20 protein-coding genes are annotated in these 18,827 nt (G+C 68.9%); 11 read left to right on the forward strand and 9 right to left on the reverse strand.

Features of this window, described 5'->3' with window-relative positions:
- Positions 1-63: 63 nt before the first annotated feature.
- Positions 64-2,286: a CDC48 family AAA ATPase gene (locus C438_RS04550; protein WP_049917731.1), complete on the forward strand. Its 2,223-nt coding sequence runs from the start codon at positions 64-66 to the stop codon at positions 2,284-2,286.
- 100 nt (positions 2,287-2,386) lie between these two features.
- Positions 2,387-2,704: a hypothetical protein gene (locus C438_RS04555; protein ID WP_004968099.1), complete on the forward strand. Its 318-nt coding sequence runs from the start codon at positions 2,387-2,389 to the stop codon at positions 2,702-2,704.
- A gap of 54 nt (positions 2,705-2,758) precedes the next feature.
- Here C438_RS04555 and C438_RS04560 read toward each other — a convergent pair whose 3' ends face one another.
- Positions 2,759-3,496: a class I SAM-dependent methyltransferase gene (locus C438_RS04560; RefSeq protein WP_004968100.1), complete on the reverse strand. Its 738-nt coding sequence runs from the start codon at positions 3,494-3,496 to the stop codon at positions 2,759-2,761.
- A gap of 75 nt (positions 3,497-3,571) precedes the next feature.
- Positions 3,572-4,192: a DUF7509 family protein gene (locus C438_RS04565; protein ID WP_004968101.1), complete on the reverse strand. Its 621-nt coding sequence runs from the start codon at positions 4,190-4,192 to the stop codon at positions 3,572-3,574.
- A gap of 98 nt (positions 4,193-4,290) precedes the next feature.
- Here C438_RS04565 and C438_RS04570 point away from each other — a divergent pair, with 98 nt between their 5' ends.
- On the forward strand, positions 4,291-4,692 hold the full coding sequence (locus C438_RS04570; RefSeq protein ID WP_004968102.1) for an ArsR/SmtB family transcription factor: 402 nt from the start codon (positions 4,291-4,293) through the stop codon (positions 4,690-4,692).
- Positions 4,693-4,783: 91 nt separating this feature from the next.
- Positions 4,784-5,173, forward strand: a complete 390-nt coding sequence (locus tag C438_RS04575) for a DUF7522 family protein (RefSeq protein ID WP_004968103.1) — start codon at positions 4,784-4,786, stop codon at positions 5,171-5,173.
- Between the two features lie 24 nt (positions 5,174-5,197).
- Here C438_RS04575 and C438_RS04580 read toward each other — a convergent pair whose 3' ends face one another.
- Positions 5,198-8,038, reverse strand: coding sequence for a DEAD/DEAH box helicase (locus C438_RS04580; RefSeq protein ID WP_004968104.1), 2,841 nt, complete (start codon positions 8,036-8,038; stop codon positions 5,198-5,200).
- A 90-nt stretch (positions 8,039-8,128) separates the two neighbouring features.
- On the opposite strand from C438_RS04580, the gene C438_RS04585 reads away from it, so the two are divergent.
- Positions 8,129-8,407, forward strand: a complete 279-nt coding sequence (locus tag C438_RS04585) for a hypothetical protein (RefSeq protein WP_004968105.1) — start codon at positions 8,129-8,131, stop codon at positions 8,405-8,407.
- Positions 8,404-8,694: a hypothetical protein gene (locus C438_RS04590; RefSeq protein ID WP_004968107.1), complete on the forward strand. Its 291-nt coding sequence runs from the start codon at positions 8,404-8,406 to the stop codon at positions 8,692-8,694. The genes C438_RS04585 and C438_RS04590 overlap by 4 nt, the downstream gene beginning before the upstream one ends.
- Before the next feature lie 34 nt (positions 8,695-8,728).
- On the opposite strand, the gene C438_RS04595 is transcribed toward C438_RS04590, so the two are convergent.
- Genes C438_RS04595 through C438_RS04605 form a run of 3 tightly spaced genes read right to left on the reverse strand, consistent with a single transcriptional unit; the run spans position 8,729 to position 12,709 of the window.
- A complete protein-coding gene (locus C438_RS04595) occupies positions 8,729-9,511 on the reverse strand; it encodes a metallophosphoesterase (protein WP_004968109.1) in 783 nt (260 codons plus the stop codon).
- Positions 9,512-9,515: 4 nt separating this feature from the next.
- A complete protein-coding gene (locus C438_RS04600) occupies positions 9,516-11,429 on the reverse strand; it encodes a hypothetical protein (RefSeq protein WP_004968111.1) in 1,914 nt (637 codons plus the stop codon).
- The gene (locus C438_RS04605; protein WP_004968113.1) at positions 11,426-12,709 is read right to left on the reverse strand and encodes a Single-stranded DNA binding protein; all 1,284 of its coding nucleotides are present in this window, start codon (positions 12,707-12,709) and stop codon (positions 11,426-11,428) included. The genes C438_RS04600 and C438_RS04605 overlap by 4 nt, the downstream gene beginning before the upstream one ends.
- Before the next feature lie 116 nt (positions 12,710-12,825).
- Between C438_RS04605 and C438_RS04610 the strand changes: the two genes are divergently transcribed.
- The gene (locus C438_RS04610; protein ID WP_004968114.1) at positions 12,826-13,203 is read left to right on the forward strand and encodes a DUF7510 family protein; all 378 of its coding nucleotides are present in this window, start codon (positions 12,826-12,828) and stop codon (positions 13,201-13,203) included.
- 52 nt (positions 13,204-13,255) lie between these two features.
- Here the strand turns inward: C438_RS04610 and C438_RS04615 are convergent, their stop codons facing one another.
- The gene (locus C438_RS04615; protein WP_004968115.1) at positions 13,256-14,365 is read right to left on the reverse strand and encodes a glycosyltransferase family 4 protein; all 1,110 of its coding nucleotides are present in this window, start codon (positions 14,363-14,365) and stop codon (positions 13,256-13,258) included.
- A gap of 120 nt (positions 14,366-14,485) precedes the next feature.
- On the opposite strand from C438_RS04615, the gene C438_RS04620 reads away from it, so the two are divergent.
- Together C438_RS04620 and trxA are read left to right on the forward strand one after the other, a co-directional pair.
- Positions 14,486-15,145 (forward strand): 2,5-diamino-6-(ribosylamino)-4(3H)-pyrimidinone 5'-phosphate reductase, encoded by a 660-nt coding sequence (locus tag C438_RS04620; RefSeq protein WP_004968116.1) that lies wholly within the window; start codon positions 14,486-14,488, stop codon positions 15,143-15,145.
- A gap of 109 nt (positions 15,146-15,254) precedes the next feature.
- The gene (trxA, locus tag C438_RS04625) at positions 15,255-15,590 is read left to right on the forward strand and encodes a thioredoxin (protein ID WP_049917732.1); all 336 of its coding nucleotides are present in this window, start codon (positions 15,255-15,257) and stop codon (positions 15,588-15,590) included.
- 134 nt (positions 15,591-15,724) lie between these two features.
- Here trxA and C438_RS04630 read toward each other — a convergent pair whose 3' ends face one another.
- Entirely contained in the window at positions 15,725-16,039 is a 315-nt protein-coding gene (locus tag C438_RS04630; RefSeq protein WP_004968118.1) for a NifU family protein, read from the reverse strand.
- Positions 16,040-16,164: 125 nt separating this feature from the next.
- Here C438_RS04630 and C438_RS04635 point away from each other — a divergent pair, with 125 nt between their 5' ends.
- A complete protein-coding gene (locus C438_RS04635) occupies positions 16,165-16,881 on the forward strand; it encodes a ribosome assembly factor SBDS (protein WP_004968119.1) in 717 nt (238 codons plus the stop codon).
- A gap of 40 nt (positions 16,882-16,921) precedes the next feature.
- On the opposite strand, the gene C438_RS04640 is transcribed toward C438_RS04635, so the two are convergent.
- Entirely contained in the window at positions 16,922-17,251 is a 330-nt protein-coding gene (locus C438_RS04640; RefSeq protein ID WP_004968120.1) for an FUN14 domain-containing protein, read from the reverse strand.
- A gap of 240 nt (positions 17,252-17,491) precedes the next feature.
- Here C438_RS04640 and hflX point away from each other — a divergent pair, with 240 nt between their 5' ends.
- The gene (hflX, locus tag C438_RS04645) at positions 17,492-18,793 is read left to right on the forward strand and encodes a GTPase HflX (RefSeq protein ID WP_004968121.1); all 1,302 of its coding nucleotides are present in this window, start codon (positions 17,492-17,494) and stop codon (positions 18,791-18,793) included.
- Positions 18,794-18,827: the final 34 nt, after the last annotated feature.

The following is an 18,827-nucleotide window of genomic DNA, read 5'->3' on the forward strand; positions in this document are numbered from 1 at the left end:
GCCGTCCCGGAAAACGGTTACTCCGGGCGAACCCTCAAGGGTCGAGCGGGCGAACCGGGGAGTATGTCAGAAGATGGGGTGACGCTCGTCGTCCGCGCCGCGGAGAAACGCGACGCGGGCCGCGGCATCGCCCGCCTCCCCGAAGCCGCCCGCCGGGAACTCGGCGTGCTCAGCGGCGAGACGGTCGTCATCGAGGGCTCCCGAGAGACGGTCGCCAAGATGTGGCCCGCCCGCCCCGGCTCCTCCGCCGGCGAGATGCTCGTCGACGCCGACACGCGGGCCAACGCCGGCGTGAAAATCGGCGACAGCGTCCGCGTCAGGAAAATCGACGTCGAGGACGCCCGGTCGGTGACGCTCGCCGGCCCCAGCGCCTTCGAGCGGACCAGCGTCGACCGCGAGACCATCGAGGAGGTCGTGAAGGCGGAGCTTCGGAACCGCCCGCTCCGCGCCGGCGACCGCGTCCGCGTCGAGCGGCTCGGCGGGGCCGCGCTCGTCGTCAGCGAGACCAACCCTGAGGGCGTGGTCCGCGTCACCGACGCGACGGCGGTCTCCGTGACGGCGACGAGTTCGAAGGGCGCGAGCGAGACCGTCCGCGACGCCGTCAAGAGCGTGACCGGCGGCGACGACGACGACGGGAGCCGCGGTCGGGCGACGGGCGTCACCTACGAGGACATCGGCGGCCTCGACGACGAACTCGACCTCGTCCGCGAGATGATAGAGCTCCCGCTGTCCGAACCCGAGGTGTTCGCCCACCTCGGCATCGAGCCGCCGAAGGGCGTCCTCCTGCACGGCCCGCCGGGGACGGGGAAGACCCTCATCGCCAAGGCCGTCGCCAACGAGGTCGACGCGAGTTTCACCACGATTTCCGGCCCGGAGGTGCTGTCGAAGTACAAAGGCGAGTCCGAGGAGAAACTGCGCGAGGTGTTCCAGTCGGCCCGCGAGAACGCGCCGGCCATCATCTTCTTCGACGAGATAGACTCCATCGCGTCGAAGCGCGACGACGGCGGCGACCTCGAAAACCGCATCGTCGGCCAACTGCTGTCGCTCATGGACGGACTGGACGCCCGCGGCGACGTGGTCGTCATCGGCGCGACCAACCGCGTCGATAGCCTCGACCCCGCGCTCCGCCGCGGCGGCCGCTTCGACCGCGAAATCGAAATCGGCGTCCCGAACGAGGCGGGCCGCCGCGAGATTCTCGACGTCCACACCCGGCGGATGCCCCTCGCCGAGGGCGTGGACATCGACCGACTGGCCTCCCGAACCCACGGCTTCGTCGGCGCGGACCTCGAATCGCTGGCGAAGGAGGCCGCGATGACGGCGCTCCGGCGCGTCCGCCGCGAGGGCGGCGGTGGAAGCGGAGGCGGAAGTGGAAGCGAGGGCGGCGACAACCGGGTCGCCGTCGCGGACATGACCGTCACGCGCGCCGACTTCGAGTCGGCGATGGCGACGGTCGAGCCGTCGGCGATGCGCGAGTATGTCGCCGAACAGCCGACCGAGGGCTTCGAGGGCGTCGGCGGCCTCGACGACGTAAAGCGGACGCTCGAACGCGCGGTGACGTGGCCGCTGACCTACGCGCCGCTGTTCGAGGCGGCCTCGACCGACCCGCCGACCGGTCTGCTCTTACACGGCCCACCGGGCACCGGCAAGACGATGCTCGCCCGCGCCATCGCGGCCGAAAGCGGCGTCAACTTCATCCACGTCGCCGGCCCCGAACTGCTGGACCGCTACGTCGGCGAGTCCGAAAAATCCGTCCGCGAGGTGTTCGACCGCGCCCGACAGGCCGCGCCGAGCATCGTCTTCTTCGACGAGATAGACGCCATCGCAACGAACCGCGACAGCGCCGGCTCCGACTCGGGCGTCACCGAGCGCGTCGTCTCGCAACTCCTGACGGAGATGGACAACGCCGCAGACAACCCGAACCTCGTCGTCCTCGCGGCGACGAACCGCCGGGACGCGCTCGACCCCGCGCTCCTCCGCCCCGGTCGGCTGGAGACCCACGTCGAGGTGCCCGCCCCCGACATCGAGGCGCGCCGCGCCATCCTCGACGTACACGTCCGCGACAAGCCGCTCGGCACCGACGTGGACCTCGGCGACGTAGCCGCCCACATGGACGGCTACACCGGAGCCGACGTGGCCGCGGTCTGCCGCGAGGCCGCGCTCCGGGCGATTCAGGACGTGGCCGACGCCTACGACGGCACCGAGGCGAACAGCCACGCCGATGAGGTGCGCATCACCCGCGCGCACTTCGAGGCGGCGCTGGAATCGGTCTCACCGACGCAAATCTGACGGGCGGCGACCGGCGGCGAAGGCCGTTCCCGCTCACCTGCGAGATTATCTCGTCTCACCGCGTACTGTGTCTCATGTTCACTCGCAACAGAGGTGTGTCGTGAACGCGGCGTGGCGGCGGAAGGTCCGACGGGAGTGGGACGCGCTCACCGGCGGCCCACTGTCCGCGACGTGGTGGGTCACGAAGGCCGGCCTCCGGGTCGCGTTCGCCGAGGCGATATTCATGTTTCTCGTGTTGTTGAACAACGACGCGGCCGCCCTCTCGGCCGTCGCCGACGGCGAGGCGTCCGTGTTTTCGCTCGTCGGGCTCGTCCTCGTGACGCCCGAGTACCTCGCCATCGCGGCCATCGTCTTCGCCGTCGCGCTCTTGCTTCCGTTCCTCCCGCGGCGCAACGAGGCGACCAACCGCTGGGAGTAGGAGTCGAGAGGCGACGGCGGCCCCGCTCCCGAAGGCCACCGCGACCGCGACGACTCAGGCCAGTCGCGCTCGGTAGTAACTCGACTCGGGGTTCGGCACGGTCACCTCGCGCACGTCGAGGCCCGCCTCGGCGGCGACCGCTCGGAGCCGAGCGGGCGAGACGAGAAGGAAGTCGAGCATCGGCCCGCGGAGGTCGCCGTACTCGACGCGGAACGACCGCCGGGCGACGCCCTCTCGCGGGTCCGACCGGTAGCCGAAAAAGCGCTCGGGGTCGATGCGCGCCGGGTCGTACGAGTCGACGACGACTTCGCCGGACGACGAGGCGAGGGCGGCAAACGACGCGAGCAGGTCGGCGAGTCGGTCCAGCGACCCCGCGAGTCCGACCTGCGTCCCGTTGGCGAGCACCGTCTCGAAGCCGCCGGCCGACGACTCCGACTCGCTCGGTTCGACCGGTGAGTCGAACATGTCGCCGACGACAGCCGCCTCGACGCCGCGCTCGCGGGCCGCGCGAACCGCGTTCGGACTCACGTCGAAGGCGACGACTTCGCCGCGCTCCTGTGCGGCGAGGGCGTGCTGGCCCGCGCCGCACCCCACGTCGAGGAGCGGGGTTCGGAGGGAATCGACGAACTCGCGCTTCGCGGCGGGCCACCGCTCGGACGGGACGAGGTAGTTCTCGTAGATGTGCGCGTCGCCGGCGGCTCCCGCGTCGTCGCCGTCGCGGTAGACACAGGGGGCGCGCAGACAACCGCGAACCCGGTCCAACATCGCCAGTCCGAGGGCGTCGTCGGGCATGACGAGTCGTTCGTCGCACTCGTGTAAATTATATTTAATGTGCTCAACGATAGCGATTAACAGGGACAACGGGCGTCAGTCTAGCCGGTCCAAGTCGCCGTGTAGCTCGCGGTTCATCACGTCCGCGACGAACAGTCGGATGCGCTTGTGAAGCTCCGCCTCGGTGTCGTAGGTCTCGACGCGGAGGTCCCAGCGGGCGCGCGCCGCGCGAATCATCTCGCTCGTGACGCTCGCCTCGTGGACGAAGACGATTCTGTCGCCGTGCGTCTCGGAGAGCTGTTCGAGTATCGACCCCGCCTCCTCGCCGACGCCGAAGTTGTGGCCGAGAAACGGGAGTACGAACACGGTCGCGTTGCTCGCCTCGGCGAACGCCAGCGACTGCGTCGCGGCGTCCACCTCGTCGGTGCCGATGTCCACGTCGACGGCGAGAAAGGCGTTCACGCCCGGGTCGGCGCGGAGCGTTCCCTGTACGCGTCGGAGGAGCGCGAGCGCGTCGTCCACCTCGTCTCGCGCGGCGAACAGCTTTCGAATCGGCCCCGGAAGCTCCTCGATGTCGATGGCGGCGAGTTCCTCCTCCGAGAGGACGTAGTTGAGGTTGAACGACTTGTACGGACCCATCACGTAGACGAGAAACCGGTCGTAGGTCGTTCGCCCGAGCGCCGCGCGTATCTCGTCGCGCGAGACGGCGTCCGTCATGAGCACACGTACCGCGCGATAGTATATAAAATCCGGATTTTTCAGCGAAGCTCGACTCAAGAACCGTTAAACCGACACGCCGCGTCTCTCGAACCGAGATGGCGACGAACGACCCGGTCGATTCGGACGGCCTCCCCGAGGACCCCGCCGAGTTGCTTCCCCCGACGAGCGTCCTCACGCTGGACGAGTACCTCGACATGCAGGCCGCGCTCGGCGACCGGACGCGGTTTACCCTGCTGTACCGACTGGTCCACTTCGGCGAGCGGAGCCCGAAGGCGCTGGCCGAGGCGCTCGACGTGCAGGCGAACACGCTCCACTACCACCTCAACAAGCTCGTCGACGCCGGGTTGGTCGAGAAGCGAAAGCGGGCGCGAGCCGACGAGGAAGGGCTGTTTTCGTACTACCGCGCCACGTCGCTTGGCTCCGACATCCTCGAACACGGCGTCGAGGAGCTCATCCGGCGCGAGCGTGACTACCGGGACGCCTACGCGTCGGAGTAGCGGCGTCTCGGCCGGTCGCCGCGTCTCAGTTCTCGCCCCGTGACTGTCGAAGCCGCCGCCTATTTGGCGCTCGCTCGCACAGGCTGAAGCGATGTCCAATCTCCTCCCCGAGGAAGCAGAGGAAAAGCTCGTCACCGTCTGCCGCACGGCCGTCGGCGACAGCCTCCGCTCGCTCACGTACTTCAACCGCTTCGACTACGTGCAGGTGTACATCCGCGAGGACCTCGAACAGGAGGCCGACCTGAACTCCTTTATCGGCAACGAGTGGCACGACTTCAAGATGACACAGGACGCCTACCGCGGGTCCGAACTCGGCGACTACGAGTACACGATTCGCGTGTTCGAAAACGGCTATCTCGTCCGCATCACCGTCGAGGACTTCGGCGTCTTCGTCACGACCGACGGCATCTCGATGCAGGACTTCGAGGCGCTGGCGGCCGCGACGACCGAGATTCTCGACGAGTGGGCCATCGAGGAGTAAGGTTCGAACCCGGCGTCGGGACCGTCAATCCCAGAACGACTGGGTCCGGGCGTACTCGCGCTCCCGTTCGAGGATGTCGCGGTAGAAGTCGTCTTCGTCCTCGCGGAGCTTGTTGATGATGCGCGCGGCGTTGTGCGGGCCGACGCCGCGGGCCGCGAGCGCGACGACCGCCCGCTTGCCGTGGGCCTGCACCAGACTCGCCGAGCGGTAGGATCGCTTCGTCAGTCGCTCCTGTTCGTCGTCTTTCTCCGGCGCGCGGACGGCTTTCACCGTCTCGTCATCCCACGGGTTGAGCGCGGCGACGCGGGTCGCGCCGCACTCGGGGCACGTCACTGGCTCACGGACGCGCTTGACCTTCGTTTTCCGAGTCCAGTCCTTGCAGTGGAGACACGCCAACAGCACGCGGTCGTTCTGAATCCGGTCGCGGACCGTCTCGATGACGCTCGCGTCGGCGTTCTCTGGGACGAGCAAGTCGGTGCCCGACCCGCGGCCGCCGGTGCCGATGGCGGTCGGCTCGCGGGCGACGGCGAGTTCCACGTCGCCCTCGCGGACGCGGCGGAGCAGTTCGACCGTCTCCGCGACGGCGAGGTCGGTGTGGAACACCTCGCGGACGGCCTCGTCGTAGACGGGCGTGTCTTCTAACGCGGCGAGGAGTCGGTCGCCGCCGAAGCGGCCCTTCCCCTGATAGCGCTTGAGCGCGCCGAACTTCGCGGCCACCTGCGCGAGCGTGAACTTCAGCGAGTCCGACCGCTTGAGGGCGAGTTCGAGCAGGGCCTCGACGTGGTCGGGGTCGGTCTCGCGGAGCACCTCGGCGAACGTCGTCGGGCGGACCTTCCCCGGCACGTCGAACTCGACGCGGTAGGGGTCGACCTCCATGCCGACCGACGAGCCGGTGCGCTGGCCGATGAGCGCCGACAGGAGCCGCCCGAGCGTCTCGTTCACCCGGTGGCCGTACGGCGAGTTCAGCGTCACCTTCCGGGGCGAGCCTTCGAGGACGAGCCTGTTCGCGGTCGGAATCGGCGCGTCCGCCTCGACCTGTCTTTCGATGGGGCCGAGCGCCGACCTGACCGTGGCCTCGTCGGTCGGATAGCGCATTGCGATGTCGCGGGCGACGGCCTCGCGGTCGGCCCCGGACGCGAACTGCGGCGCGGCCACGTCGCGGAGTTCGCCCACCTCGCCGGCGACGGGCGCGGGCACCGGAATCTCCGAGCCGACCCACGACGGCACCTCGCCGCCGGGGTCCTCGATGGGCGAGACGTTCACCCGCGCCTCCTCGTCGTCCACGTCGTTGACGCGCCACATCTCGCCGCGCTGGATGAACGTCGCGCCCGGCGCGGCGAAGTTGAGGACGAACTTCTCGTCGAGCGTTCCTATCTGCCGGCGCGAGGAGATGTCGTGAACGTCGTAGGTCTCCTCGTCGGGAATCATCGAGAGGTTGGCGTAGAAGTACTGCCACGTGCCGCCGGACTTTTCGAGGAGGTCTTTGTCCTCGTCGAGCCAGAGCAGTCGGTTCCCCGAAAGCTCGCGGACGACCGCGCGGAAGTCGTCTTCGGCGAGGTCGCGGAAGGGGTACGCCCGCGTGATAATCTCGTAGGCGCGGCGGGCGGACACGTCGCCGTAGTCCATGACGACGCCGACGATTTGGTTGGCAACCGTGTCGAGGCTCCCGTGGTGGACGCGGGCGGGTTCGACCTCGCCGGAGACGGCCCGCCGGGCGATGGCGAGCGCTTCGAGCGTGTCGTCGGGGTGGTCGGTGACGACGGTCCCGCGGGAGACGACGCCGAGGCGGTGGCCCGCGCGACCGACCCGCTGGAGGAGCCGCGACACCTCGCGGGGGCTGTTGTACTGGACGACGTGGTCCACCCGACCCACGTCGATGCCGAGTTCCATCGACGACGTGCAGATGAGCGCGTCCAACTCGCCGGCCTTGAAGCGGTCTTCCACGTCGATTCGCACGTCTTTCGACAGCGAGCCGTGGTGGACCTCGATGGGGTCGCCGAGCGCCTTGAACCGCGAGCCGAGCGCCTCCGCGGTCTGTCTGGTGTTGACGAAGACGAGCACAGACTCGTGGTCGCGGACGATATCCCGAATCGTCCGGACGTGACTCGCTATCTCCGGGTCGGTGGCGAGTTTGCCCGCCAGCGACTCGTCCTCGTTCGTCACCTCGGGGCGGACCACCTCGAACTCGACGCGGTTGTCCACGTCCACCTCGATGACCTCGAACGGGCGGTCGCCGGTCAGGAACTTCCCGACCTCCTCGGGCGACCCGACCGTCGCCGAGAGGCCGATTCGCTGGAACGGCCCGGCCAACTCGCGGAGGCGCTCCAACCCGATTGTCAACTGCGCGCCGCGCTTGGCCGACGCGAGTTCGTGCACCTCGTCGACGACGACGTGGTGGACGTCGGACAGGGCTTTCCTGAGCTTCTTCCCCGTGAGCATCGCCTGCAACGTCTCGGGCGTCGTCACCAACACGTCCGGCGGGTCGTTCGCCTGCTTCTGGCGCTGGTACTGCGTGGTGTCGCCGTGGCGAACGTCGATGTCGATGTCGAGCCGTTCGCCCCACCAGTCGAGCCGCTCGCGCATGTCCCGGTTCAGCGCCCGAAGCGGGGTGATGTAGAGCGCCGAAATCCCGAATCGGTCCTCGGCGTCGGCGATGGCCGAGAAGACCGGGAGCATCGCCGTCTCCGTCTTGCCAGTGCCCGTGGGCGCGATGATGAGGCCGTGTTTCCCGTCCGAAAGCGGGGGAATCGCCCGGCGCTGGGGCTCTGTCGGCGTCGCGAATCCGCGCTCCGAGAGCGCGTTCCGAACGGGCGACGAGAGCGTCGCGAAGGCGTCCATTCCGGCGGCGGCCTCGCCGTCTGGCATCGCCCGAGGTAGCGGTTCGAGGCGATTAAGCGCACCGCTCGGGGCGGTCCCCACCGGGAGATTCATGTCGCCCGTGAATCAATTTCGGGCGTGTCCCCGAAACGTGTCTACTGGTCCGCGTTCCTCGTCTTCGGTCTCTGCGCCGCCGTCGATATCGCGCTCGACGTTTCGGCGGGAGACGTGGGTATCAACACCGCGGCGGCGGCCGCGGGCGTCGTTGCGGTCGGCTACGCGTCGGTCGTCGCCCTCCGCGACCCCGACCGCGCCCGAGTCCCGACGGACTGGAGCCCGCTCGTCTATCTCGTCGTCCTCGGCGCGGCGCTCTACACGTTCGGCGTCGCGCTTCAACTGTACTCGGTGGTGACGTGACTCCCGAACGGTCGTTCTGGCTGTCGCAGGCGGGCTTCACCGCCGGGAACCTCTTCATCGTCCTCGGCAACCAGTGGGGCGACCTCGCGGCGTGGCAACTGGTCTTCGCCGCGGTGCTGGTGCTTTCGACCCTCTGGTTCGTCGGCTACGCCGTGCAGGAACGAGAAAAAGGCGTCCCGGAGTTCTTCCGCGAGTGGACCGGCTGGCAACGACTCGCCCGCGTGGCCGCCGTCGCCGTGTTCGTGCTCGGCACGCTCACGTTCGGTTTCGGCTCGGGACTGTTCTGACCACCGCGACCACCGCGACCACCGCGACTGCTACTCAGACGTTCCGGTAGTCGCCCAGCCGCGTGCCGTCGAGCAGGTAGGCCTCGCCGTTCGCGAGGCCGTCGGGCAGGAACGGCGAGAGAAAGCCCTGCCCGGCGACGTTGACCCACGTCCCGCCCGAGGTGTCGTTGAACGCCGGGAACACCACGAGTTCGGCGTCGGCTTGCGTCACCTCGGCGGGGTCGACCCCGTAGTGTTCCGCGAACACCGCGGGCGCGAGGGAGCCGCGGAGCCAGACGCGCTCTTTCCGCGCGCCGCCGACCTCGTCTTCCAGCCTGACCGCCGGATGTTCGTGGGCCGAACAGACCACGTCGGCGGCGAGCACCTCCCGCGAGGGCCACGTGTGGCCGTGGCAGAAGCCCACGTCGCCGAGGCGGACGCCCGCGGGGTCGGTCACCTCCGCGTCGTCGCCGAAGAAGTCCGCGAGACCGCCGTCGTGGTTGCCGGGGACGACCGTCAGTTCCGCGCGGTCGGCCACGGCGGCCGCGAGGTCGCGCAGTTCCTCGGCCTCGTCTCCCTTCGGGTCGCCGATGCGGTGGCCGAGGTCGCCGAGGACGACCAGTCGGTCGGCGTCGGTGCGGTCGAGAAGCGACAGCAGACGCTCGCGGCGGACCGCGGCCTTCGACGGGAGTTCAACCCCGCGTTCGTACCGCAGGCCGGCCTCGATGCCGGCGTGGTAGTCGGCGACGACGAGCGAGCGCTCGGGGAACCCGCGCCTGCTCGTCCGCGCCACCGCGGCGGGATGGCCGGGAATCGGTTCGACGAGCGGTCCCGACACGGCCTCAGATGGCCTTCAGCACGCCGTCCTGCGGCTCGTAGCACCGGCCGCCGAGGAGCGCCTCCTGGATGGCGTCTTCGACCGCGCCGGGGTCCGCGCCGTACTCGTCGACGACGGCCGCGACGACCTCGTCGCGGGTCGCGCCGTCGCCCCCGTCGAGGTCGTCCATGGCGTCCACGACGACCGATTCGAGGTCGATGTCCTCGGCGGACTCGTCGGCGTCAGCGTCGGCCTCGTCTTCGTCCCCGGCCGACGCCGCGTCGGGCGTCGGCTCGGGTTCGGGTTCAGGCTCGGATTCGACCGCTGGTTCGGGTTCCGCGGCGGCGTCAGCCTCGGGTTCCGGTTCCGGCTCGGCGGCCGCGGCGGGTTCGTCTTCGAGCTGTTCGGTGAGGTCGTCCGCGTCCGGCACGTCGATGTCCGCCTCGCCGGCGGGGTCGACGTCCGCGCCGGAGGTGAACTCCGTGCCGAACTCGGACTCGATTTCGGCCCGCTCGTCCTCGTCGAGTTCGTACATCCCGTCGGGGTCGACCGAGTCGTCGGCGTCGGCGGACGCGGAGTCGGTGGAGGCGGTCGCCGAGTCGTCGGCCGGCGCGTCCGTCTCGGGTTCGGGGTCGGGGTCGGGGTCGTCGAAGCCGTCGTCGAAGTCGCCGAGGGTTCCGCTTCCCGATTCGTCGAGCGAACCGGCGTCGGTCGTACCCGCGTCGGGGGCGTCGTCTTCGAAGTCACCGAGCGCGCCGTCGTCGGCCCCGGCGTCGAAGTCTGGCTCAGAATCGTCGTCGAGCGAGTCGGTCGCCGGTTCGGGTTCGGACGTGAGGTCGGCCGCTTCGACCGGTTCGGACTCGGCCGTCGCGGACGGCTCGCTCTCCGGTTCCGGCTCGGACGCCTCCGACTGGCTCTCGGTCGCGGCCGTCGTCTCGGCGGCGACGGGCTCGGGTTCGGGTGCGGACTCCGGCTCGGATTCAGGTTCCGCGACGGGCTCGGATTCAGACTCCGGCTCGACGGCCTCGGACTCGGTCCCGTCGTCGAGTTCCGGCTCCGGCTCGTCGGCGACCGGTTCGGACTCGGATTCGGCCTCGAACTCGTCCGGGTCGGCTTCCACCTCGCCCGCGTCGGGCTCCGGCTCGCCGAGTTCGTCGCCCTCCTCAGCGTCCGCGTCGCCGACCTCGATATCGACGCTCTCTGCCGGTTCGAGGTCGAGTTCGGGGAGCGGACCGAGCACCGCGTCGCCGCCGTCGCCGGGGGCGACGTCGAGGTGGTCGACTTGGTCGCGGTCGCCCGCGACGAGTTCGAGCGCCTGCACGGCCACTTCGCGCAGTGCTTCGAGGTAGGTTCGGGTCGTCCCGTAGTGGTCGATGGCGCGGGGGATGCCCGCCGCGAGCGTCGGGTCGACGCCGCGGGCTTCGAGCGCGCGGGTCAGGTCGTCGCCGCGGTGGGGCATCGACAGCGCCTCGTCGAACACCGCGATGCGGCGGAGCGTCGCCTCGGCGGCCGAGACTATCCAGCGGTCGCGCACGTCGGCGTCGACGGTGTTGACGCTCTCGGGGCGGACCGAGGAGTACACCACGTCGGCGTCGTCCGGTTCGTAGGTGCGGGCCTTGCCCGCGAGCGAGACGAACGCCGGGGGCGTCGCCGCGTCGAGGTAGGCCATCGGTTCGGGCTGGTACTGCCCGGCGTAGGTGACGAACGCGCCCGTCGGGTCCGCGATGCGCCCGCGGAGCACCTCGTCGTTGACGTGTTCGACCTCGGTGAGCACGCCCGCGACGAACGTCCGGTTGAGCCGCGCGCCGGTGGGCGTGACCACGTAGTTCGGCGCGCGCTCCTCGTCGCTCTCGGAGTACGACAGCGACGCGTCGTCGAACTCGGCGGCGAAGACGCGGTAGGCGATTTCCCGCGTGCCGACGACCGGCGAGGCGCTCATGCGCGCACCTCCGTGAGGAGGGCGGCGGCGCGTTCGGCCGGGTCGTCGTCGGTCTCCTCGAACTCGTCGGCTTCGAGGTTCGCGCCGTACTCGTCCACCGAGAGGTTCCCGCGGACGCGGTACTCGCGGCCGACGAGCGTGTCGGCGATGTCGTCGGCGACGACCTCTTTGTCCATCGCCTCGCGGGCGGCCTCCATCGCGTCGGCCATCGTCCCGCCGTAGATTTCCTCGGTGAGGTCGCGGTCGAGGATGGCGGTCACCGTGCCGGTGCCGTCGTCGAGAATCGCCTTCACGCGCATGTCGTCTTCGCCGTCGACCTCGCCGTGCTGTCGGCACTGGCCGTTCTGGACGACGCGGCTACAGTCGGGACAGCGCTCGATGAGCCCGGAACCGTCGCGCACTTCGAGGACGTTCCCGAGCACTTCCACGTCGAACATCCCGCCGGCGTCGACGGCCTCGCCGACCTTCAGGCGCGGCGCGGAGTCGGTCACGGAAACGGGGTCGTCGAGCACGTCGAGCGTCGTGAACTCCGAGAGGTTCACCTGCGGCACGCCGCGGAACTCGCGGACGTACACGTCCGAGAGTCGCAGGCTCGCGCCCTCTTTCACGTCGGGACGGGGTGCCCAGTCGGTGAAGGGGAGCCGCCCGGACTCGTCGGCGACGACGCCCGAGAGGATTGTCGTCTCGCCGTTGCGGCCGTCGATGGTGCGCGAATCGACTTCGAGGACGCGGACCTCGACGGTCCGGCCGCGGTCGCCGGCCTGCAGGTCGATGAGGTCGGCCTCGCCGCCGATGCGGTCGTCGTAGGGCGTCTCGACCGTCTCGGACTCCACGCCGACCGTCGAGGACGCGCCGATGTTCAGTTCGGGCTTGCCGTCCCACTCGCGGACGCCGGCGTTGCCGATGACGACGGAGTCGCCCGGCTCGAAGCCGAAGTCCTGCCACGCCGTGTAGGAGATGACGCCGGACTCGTCGGCGAGTTCCCCCTCGCGGATGGTCTGTTCGTCGCCCTGATAGACGATAGAGCGGGTGCCCACGGTGAGCACGCGGACCGTCACCGAGACGTTGCCGCCGTCGGGGTCGATGTCGGCGATGCGCTTCGTCGAGGGCGCGCCGTCGCTCCCGCCGGAGCTTCCGCCGCCGTGTTTTCGTCGGACGCTCTGTTTCGCCTCGTCGAGCGGGACGCTGTACTGCAGGAGGTTCTGCAGGTCGGATTTGACCTCCTCTTTGTCGACACCGAGGGCGGAGGCAAGCTCCTCGGCATGCTGGTCGAGTTCCATCGAGTCGGGATTCGCCCCCGTCGGATAAAAAGTGTTGCCGGGCGGTCGGGCGACCGGACGGTCGGGTGACCGGCCGCGGGCGAATCACTAAGTGCTCGCGTGCCAGTTGGACTCGTATGTCGAACGACGAGGGCCCGGACGCCGGCGACGCCGACGAGGAGATCTCCTTCTCCGTGACCATCGAAGACGGCTGGACGACTATCGTGATGGAAGGCGACAAGGACAGCGCGGTCGTCGTCCGCTCGGCGTCCGGCGAGCGAATCTACCTCCCGCCGGAGGGGTTCGACGCCGAGGCGGCGGCCGACAGCGCGTACCAATCGTCGGACAGCCCCTACCAGTCGGCGTACGACTCGCCGTACCAGTCGGTCCAGACCGACGATTCGCCGTACCAGTCCGCCCGCGGCACGATGCCGCGAGAGGGGATGGTGCCGACCCGCGGCGGCTACCGGATTCGCCACCCCGAGCCGGTGACCGACGTGCGACTCCTCCGCTGAGTTCCGATACCGTCGATTTCTGAGCCGGCGTGCTGACCCCCGAGTTCGACGGTCAGTTCGCGTCGGACTCGGCGGCGTCCGCGTCGCCGGCGTCGACTTCGTTCTCCGCGCCGGCCGAGGGGTCGTCGTCCCCGTCGAGGATGCTGTGGTAGTACGCCACCGTCTCGTCGACGACGCGGTCCCACGTGTATGGTTCGTACTCCGGTTCGCCGTCGAGCGAGAGGCCGTACTCGATGCCGTCGGCGATGGAGCGCGAGTCGGGTTCGACCTCGATGACGCAGTCCTCGGGGAGGACCTCCGCCGCGCCGCTCTCGGTGGCGACGACGCGCGTTCCCGTCGAGAGCGCCTCGACGATGGTGATGCCGAACGGCTCGGACAGCGACGGCGAGACGAACAGGTCCGCCGAGGCGTAGTAGTCGCCGAGCGCCTCCTCGGGGACGTAGCCGGCCCACTTGATGCGGTCTTCGACGCCGAGCAGTTCGGCGAAGCGCTTGAGCTGAGCGGTGAGGTGGCCCGACCCGCCCATGACGAGCGTCACGTCGTCGCGGGCGAGTTTCTCCATCGCGTAGACGAGATGCGAGATGCCCTTCTGGTCCGTGTGCCGGCCGACGAAAAACAGCATCTTCCCGTCGATGCCGAGTTCCTCCTTGAGGTCGCGGCCCGTCGTCTCGCACTCCGAAAAGCCGTTGTAGATGACGTGGCAGTCGCCGCCGTACTCGCGTTTGACCTTGTCGGCGAGGAGTTCGCTCACCGCGAGCAGGTGGTCACAGCGCTCGGCGATGCGGCGCTCGGTCTCGACTTCCCGTTGCGGCGGGTCGATGTTGCGGTCCGACGAAAGCGAGTGGAACGTGGTCACCCACTCCACGTCCTCGTTGTTCGATTTCGCGCGCGACCCCGGCCCGTAGCCGAACCAGTCGTGGGTGTGGACGATGTCGGCGTCGGCGGCGCGCTCCGCGAACGTCGAGCCCAGCCGTCCGATTCGGGTGATGATGTCGCCTTCGCCCGTCGGGACCCCGACGATGCCCTCGCGGTCCGGCGCGTACTCCGCGGGGAGCACGAGTTCGATGTCGACGTCCTCGCGGTCTTCGAGTCGCTCGAACATCTCGCCGACGTGCGTGTCGAGCCCGCCGCTGACGTTCGGCGGAAACCCCCACCCCAGCATCAGGACCTTGGCAGTCATAGATGACACAATGTACCACAGAGGCCTATTTAATTCCTGTCCGGCAATACTCCGACGCCACTTCACCGAAAGGCGTTTTCGCCGCGGCGACGACCCGCGAGTATGCACGTCCACGTCAACGCCGCCGCGAGCCTCGACGGCAAGCTCTCCTCGCGCCGCCGCGAGCAGGTGCGGATAAGCGGCGACGACGACTTCGCCCGCGTGGACGAGATTCGCGCGGCCGCCGACGCCGTCGCCGTCGGCGTCGGGACCGTCCTCGCCGACGACCCGCATCTCACGCTCGACGACCCCGCCCTCGCCGCCGCCCGCGAGGACCGGGGCGACTCGCCGCACCCCGCCCGCGTCGTCGCCGACTCGCGCGCTCGAACCCCGACCGACGCCCGGATTCTGGACGACGCGGCGACGACTTACGTGCTCGTCTCCGAGGCCGCGCCCGACGCCCGCCGCGAGGCGCTCGAAGCCGCCGGCGCGGAACTCGTCGTCGCGGGCGCGGAGCGGGTGTCGCTCCCCGACGCCCTCGACGCGCTCGAAACCCGTGGCATCGACCGACTCATGGTCGAGGGCGGCGGCGAACTCATCTTCTCGCTGTTCGAGGCCGGCCTCGTCGACGAACTCACCCTCTACGTCGGCTCGATGGTCATCGGCGGCCGCGACGCGCCGACGCTCGCCGACGGCGAGGGCTTCGTCGCCGACTTCCCCCGACTGTCGCTCCGCGACGTGGAGCGCGTCGACGACGGAGTGCTCCTGACCTACGACTGCTGAGACTCGCTTTCGAACCGGCCGGTTTCGCCGCGAACGCGGAGTTTCGCGGTCGTGCGTCGGCGCGCAAACAGGCGCAATGGGTAAGAGTGTCGCGCCGGTACGTGGAGATATGAGCACTCCGAAGACAACCGACGTGCCCGTCCATATCGAGAGTTCGGACCAACTCGACGAACTCATCGCCGACAGCGCGGTCGTCCTCGTGGACTACCACGCCGACTGGTGCGGCCCGTGTAAGATGCTCGAACCCACCGTGAAGGAAATCGCCGAGGAGACCGACGCCGTCGTCGCCAAGGTCGACATCGACGAACTCCAAGAGCTGGCCCGCGAGCAGGGGATTCGCAGTGTCCCGACCCTCCAGTTCTACGCCGGCGGCGAGCAGGTGAAGGAGGTCATCGGCGTCCAGAGCAAAGCGGACCTCGTCGACATCATCGAAGCGGCCGCGTAAGCCGGCGTCAGCTCCCCTCGGCTCCATTCTTCGTTTTTCTATCACGGCGAGCGACGGCGCGGCGCGCGCTCGGGTGCGTTCGGGCGTCGTCGCTCTCGGGGGAGTTCGGTCGAAAAGCGATGTCAGAAGGCCGCTCAGAAGGGCGCGTCGGACACGTCGGGTTCGAACCCCGCGCCCGAGTCGTCGTCGTAGAAGCCGCCGGTCGAGGCGTGGACCGCGTCTATCTCCTCGAACTCGGCGACCATGCGCGCCTTCAGCGCCTGAATCGTCATCGGCGAGATACCGCACCCGGAACACGCGCCGGTGAGGGAAATCCACACCTCGCCGGTCTCCTCGTCGATGGCCTCGATACCCGCGTCGCCGCCGTGCATCTCGATTTGGGGGAAGTTCCGCCGCATGAACAGGTCGAGCCGTTCTTCGAGGGACTTCTCCGACGTCTGCGAACTCATACCGAGACGTGGGGTGCGGGCGAGCATAACGATTGCTCCGAACGGGGTCGCGGCGAATTTCGCGAGACGCTGTCGGGGAGGTCGGTCGGCGAGGGCTTTTTACCACGGAGAGAGTATCGGAACCTATGATTTCACTCGACGAGGCAGTCACGGCCCGCCTGGAATCCCACGGCGCGCGGTTCGAGGTGCTCATCGACCCCGACGCGGCGCTTTCGATAAAGCGCGGCGAGTTCGACGGCGACCTCGAAGAGGTCATCGCCGCCGAAGACGTGTTCGAGGACGCCTCCCGCGGCGACCGCCCCGCCGAGAACGACCTCGAAGAGGTCTTCGGGACGACCGACCCGCTGGAGATAATCCCTCAGGTCGTCAAGAAGGGGGAGATTCAGATCACGGCCGAACAGCGCCGCGAGATGCAAGAACAGAAGCGCAAGTCGCTCATCAACCGCATCGCGCGAAACGCGGTGAACCCGCAGATGAACGACTCGCCGCACCCGCCGGAGCGAATCGAGCGCGCGCTCGAAGAGGCCGGCTTCAAAATCGACCCGATGGAGCCCGTCGAGTCGCAGGTCGACGACGCCCTCGACGCGCTCCGCCCCGTGTTGCCCATCAAGTTCGCCGAGGTCACCGTCGCCGTCCAACTCCCCGCCGAGTACGCCGGGAGCGGGCAGGCCCAGATTCGGAGCTACGGCGACCTCGAACGCGAGGAGTGGCAGAACGACGGCTCGTGGGTCGGCGTCATCACGTTCCCCGCGGGGATGCAAAACGACTTCTACGACAAGGTGAACAACATCACGAGCGGCACGGCCGAGACGCGCATCGTCAAGGACGAAGACGAACTCTGAGACGGTCGGGGCGTCTTCGAGGCGCGGCGATTACCCCTTATTACCCCTTCTTGAAGCCGACGAGGAAGCCGCCGGAGAAGCCGGCGGAGACGGACAGCGTCGAGAGAATCGTCGAAATCCAGTCCGGCGGTGTGCCGGCCGCGGCGTCCTGCGTGGCGCTCACGAGTCCGCCGGTGAGGCGCTCCCAGTCGACGGTGAGGATGCCCCGCGATTCGAGGAACTTGAACACGGCGAGTTCGAGGCCCACGATGACGGCGATGAGCTTCGCGATTTTCTTGGCCGCGAAGCCGATGATGCCGCCGATGACGGCCCCGCTCCCGAACTCGATGCCGAGCTGTTGGGGGTCGATGCTCAGTTGTAAGGGGTCCATACGGCGAACAACCCGCCCGTCGATATAAGTGATTTGTGGGGAGACTGTCGCCGTCACCGAACTGTCAGGTCGCGGCCGGGCAACCTACAAGAGTCCCGGCGTCCAAACGCGGCCATGGAACGGGAGGTGACGGGACGCCATCTCGACGCGTGACCCCGGCCGAGCGGGGCTTAAGTGCCTCCGGCGGCTAGTACCGACTGACACAGTGCAGGCAACGTACCCCACAATCGAGGTGCGGCGATGAGCCGCGTCGTCGTCGCGAAGCGCGTCGACCGCGGAGACGCCGACCTCACGGAGATATCCGACCTCGCCCGCGCGGCGGGCCACGAGGTCGTCGGCGAACTCACCCAGACCCGCGAGGAGGACGCCGCCTTCCACTTCGGCGAAGGGAAAGTCGGCGAGTTAGCGTCGCTCGTCGCCCGCGAGGACGCCGCCGCCGTCGTCTTCGACAACCGGCTGGGCCCCTACCAGACGTACAACATCGCCCAGAAGCTCCCGGACGACGCGGAGGTCATCGACCGCTTCACGCTCATCCTCGACATCTTCGGCCAGCGGGCGAACACCCGCAAGGCGCAGTTGCAGGTCGAACTCGCCGAGCTACGCTACGAACTGCCGCGCGCCGAGGCGAAGGCGTCGCTGGCGAAGCGCGACGAGCGCCCCGGCTTCATGGGCCTCGGCGAGTACGACGAGAGCCGCGAGCAGGACATCAAGGCCCAGATTTCGCGCATCAAGAACGAACTGGACGCCATCGCGGACAAAGAGGAGACCCGGCGCGAACAGCGCCGCGAGTCCGGCTTCGACCTCGTGGCCCTCGCGGGCTACACGAACGCCGGGAAGTCGACGCTGATGCAACGGCTCGCCGCCGACCTCGAAGTCGGCCAGAACGACGACCTCCACCCGGACCTCGACCCGACCGCCGAGTCCCAGGACAAGCTGTTTACCACCCTCGGGACGACCACGCGCCGCGCCGAGACGGGCAAGCGAGACGTGCTTCTCACCGACACCGTCGGCTTCGTTTCGGACCTCCCCCACTGGCTGGTGGAGTCGTTCAAGTCCACGCTCGATTCGGTCTACCGGGCCGACCTCGTGTTGCTCGTCGTGGACGCCTCCGAGCCCGTCGAGGAGATGCGCGAGAAGCTCGTCACCAGCCACGACACGCTCTACGAGCGCAACGAAGCGCCCATCGTGACCGTGTTCAACAAGGTTGACAAGGTCGAGGCGGCGGAACTCGACGAAAAGCGCGCGGCGCTGTCGGCGCTCGCGCCCAACCCCGTCGCCGTCTCGGGGCTGACCGGCGAGAACGTCGAGGAACTGGCCGCCCGCGTCGAGGACGAACTGCCCCCGTGGGAGCGCGAGCGGCTCCTGTTGCCGATGGCCGACGACACGATGAGCCTCGTCTCGTGGCTCTACGACCACGCCCACGTCGAGACCGAGGAGTACGAGGGCGAACAGGTCCACGTCGAGTTCGAGGCGCGCCCCGCTATCGTCGAGAAGGCGCGGGCGAAGGCCGCCGACCTCTCCGTGCCGGCCGACTCGGCCTGACCCGAACCGGGCCGTCCGACCGGACGCGGGCGGC

The organism is Haloferax denitrificans ATCC 35960 (genome assembly GCF_000337795.1).
GTDB lineage: Archaea > Halobacteriota > Halobacteria > Halobacteriales > Haloferacaceae > Haloferax > Haloferax denitrificans.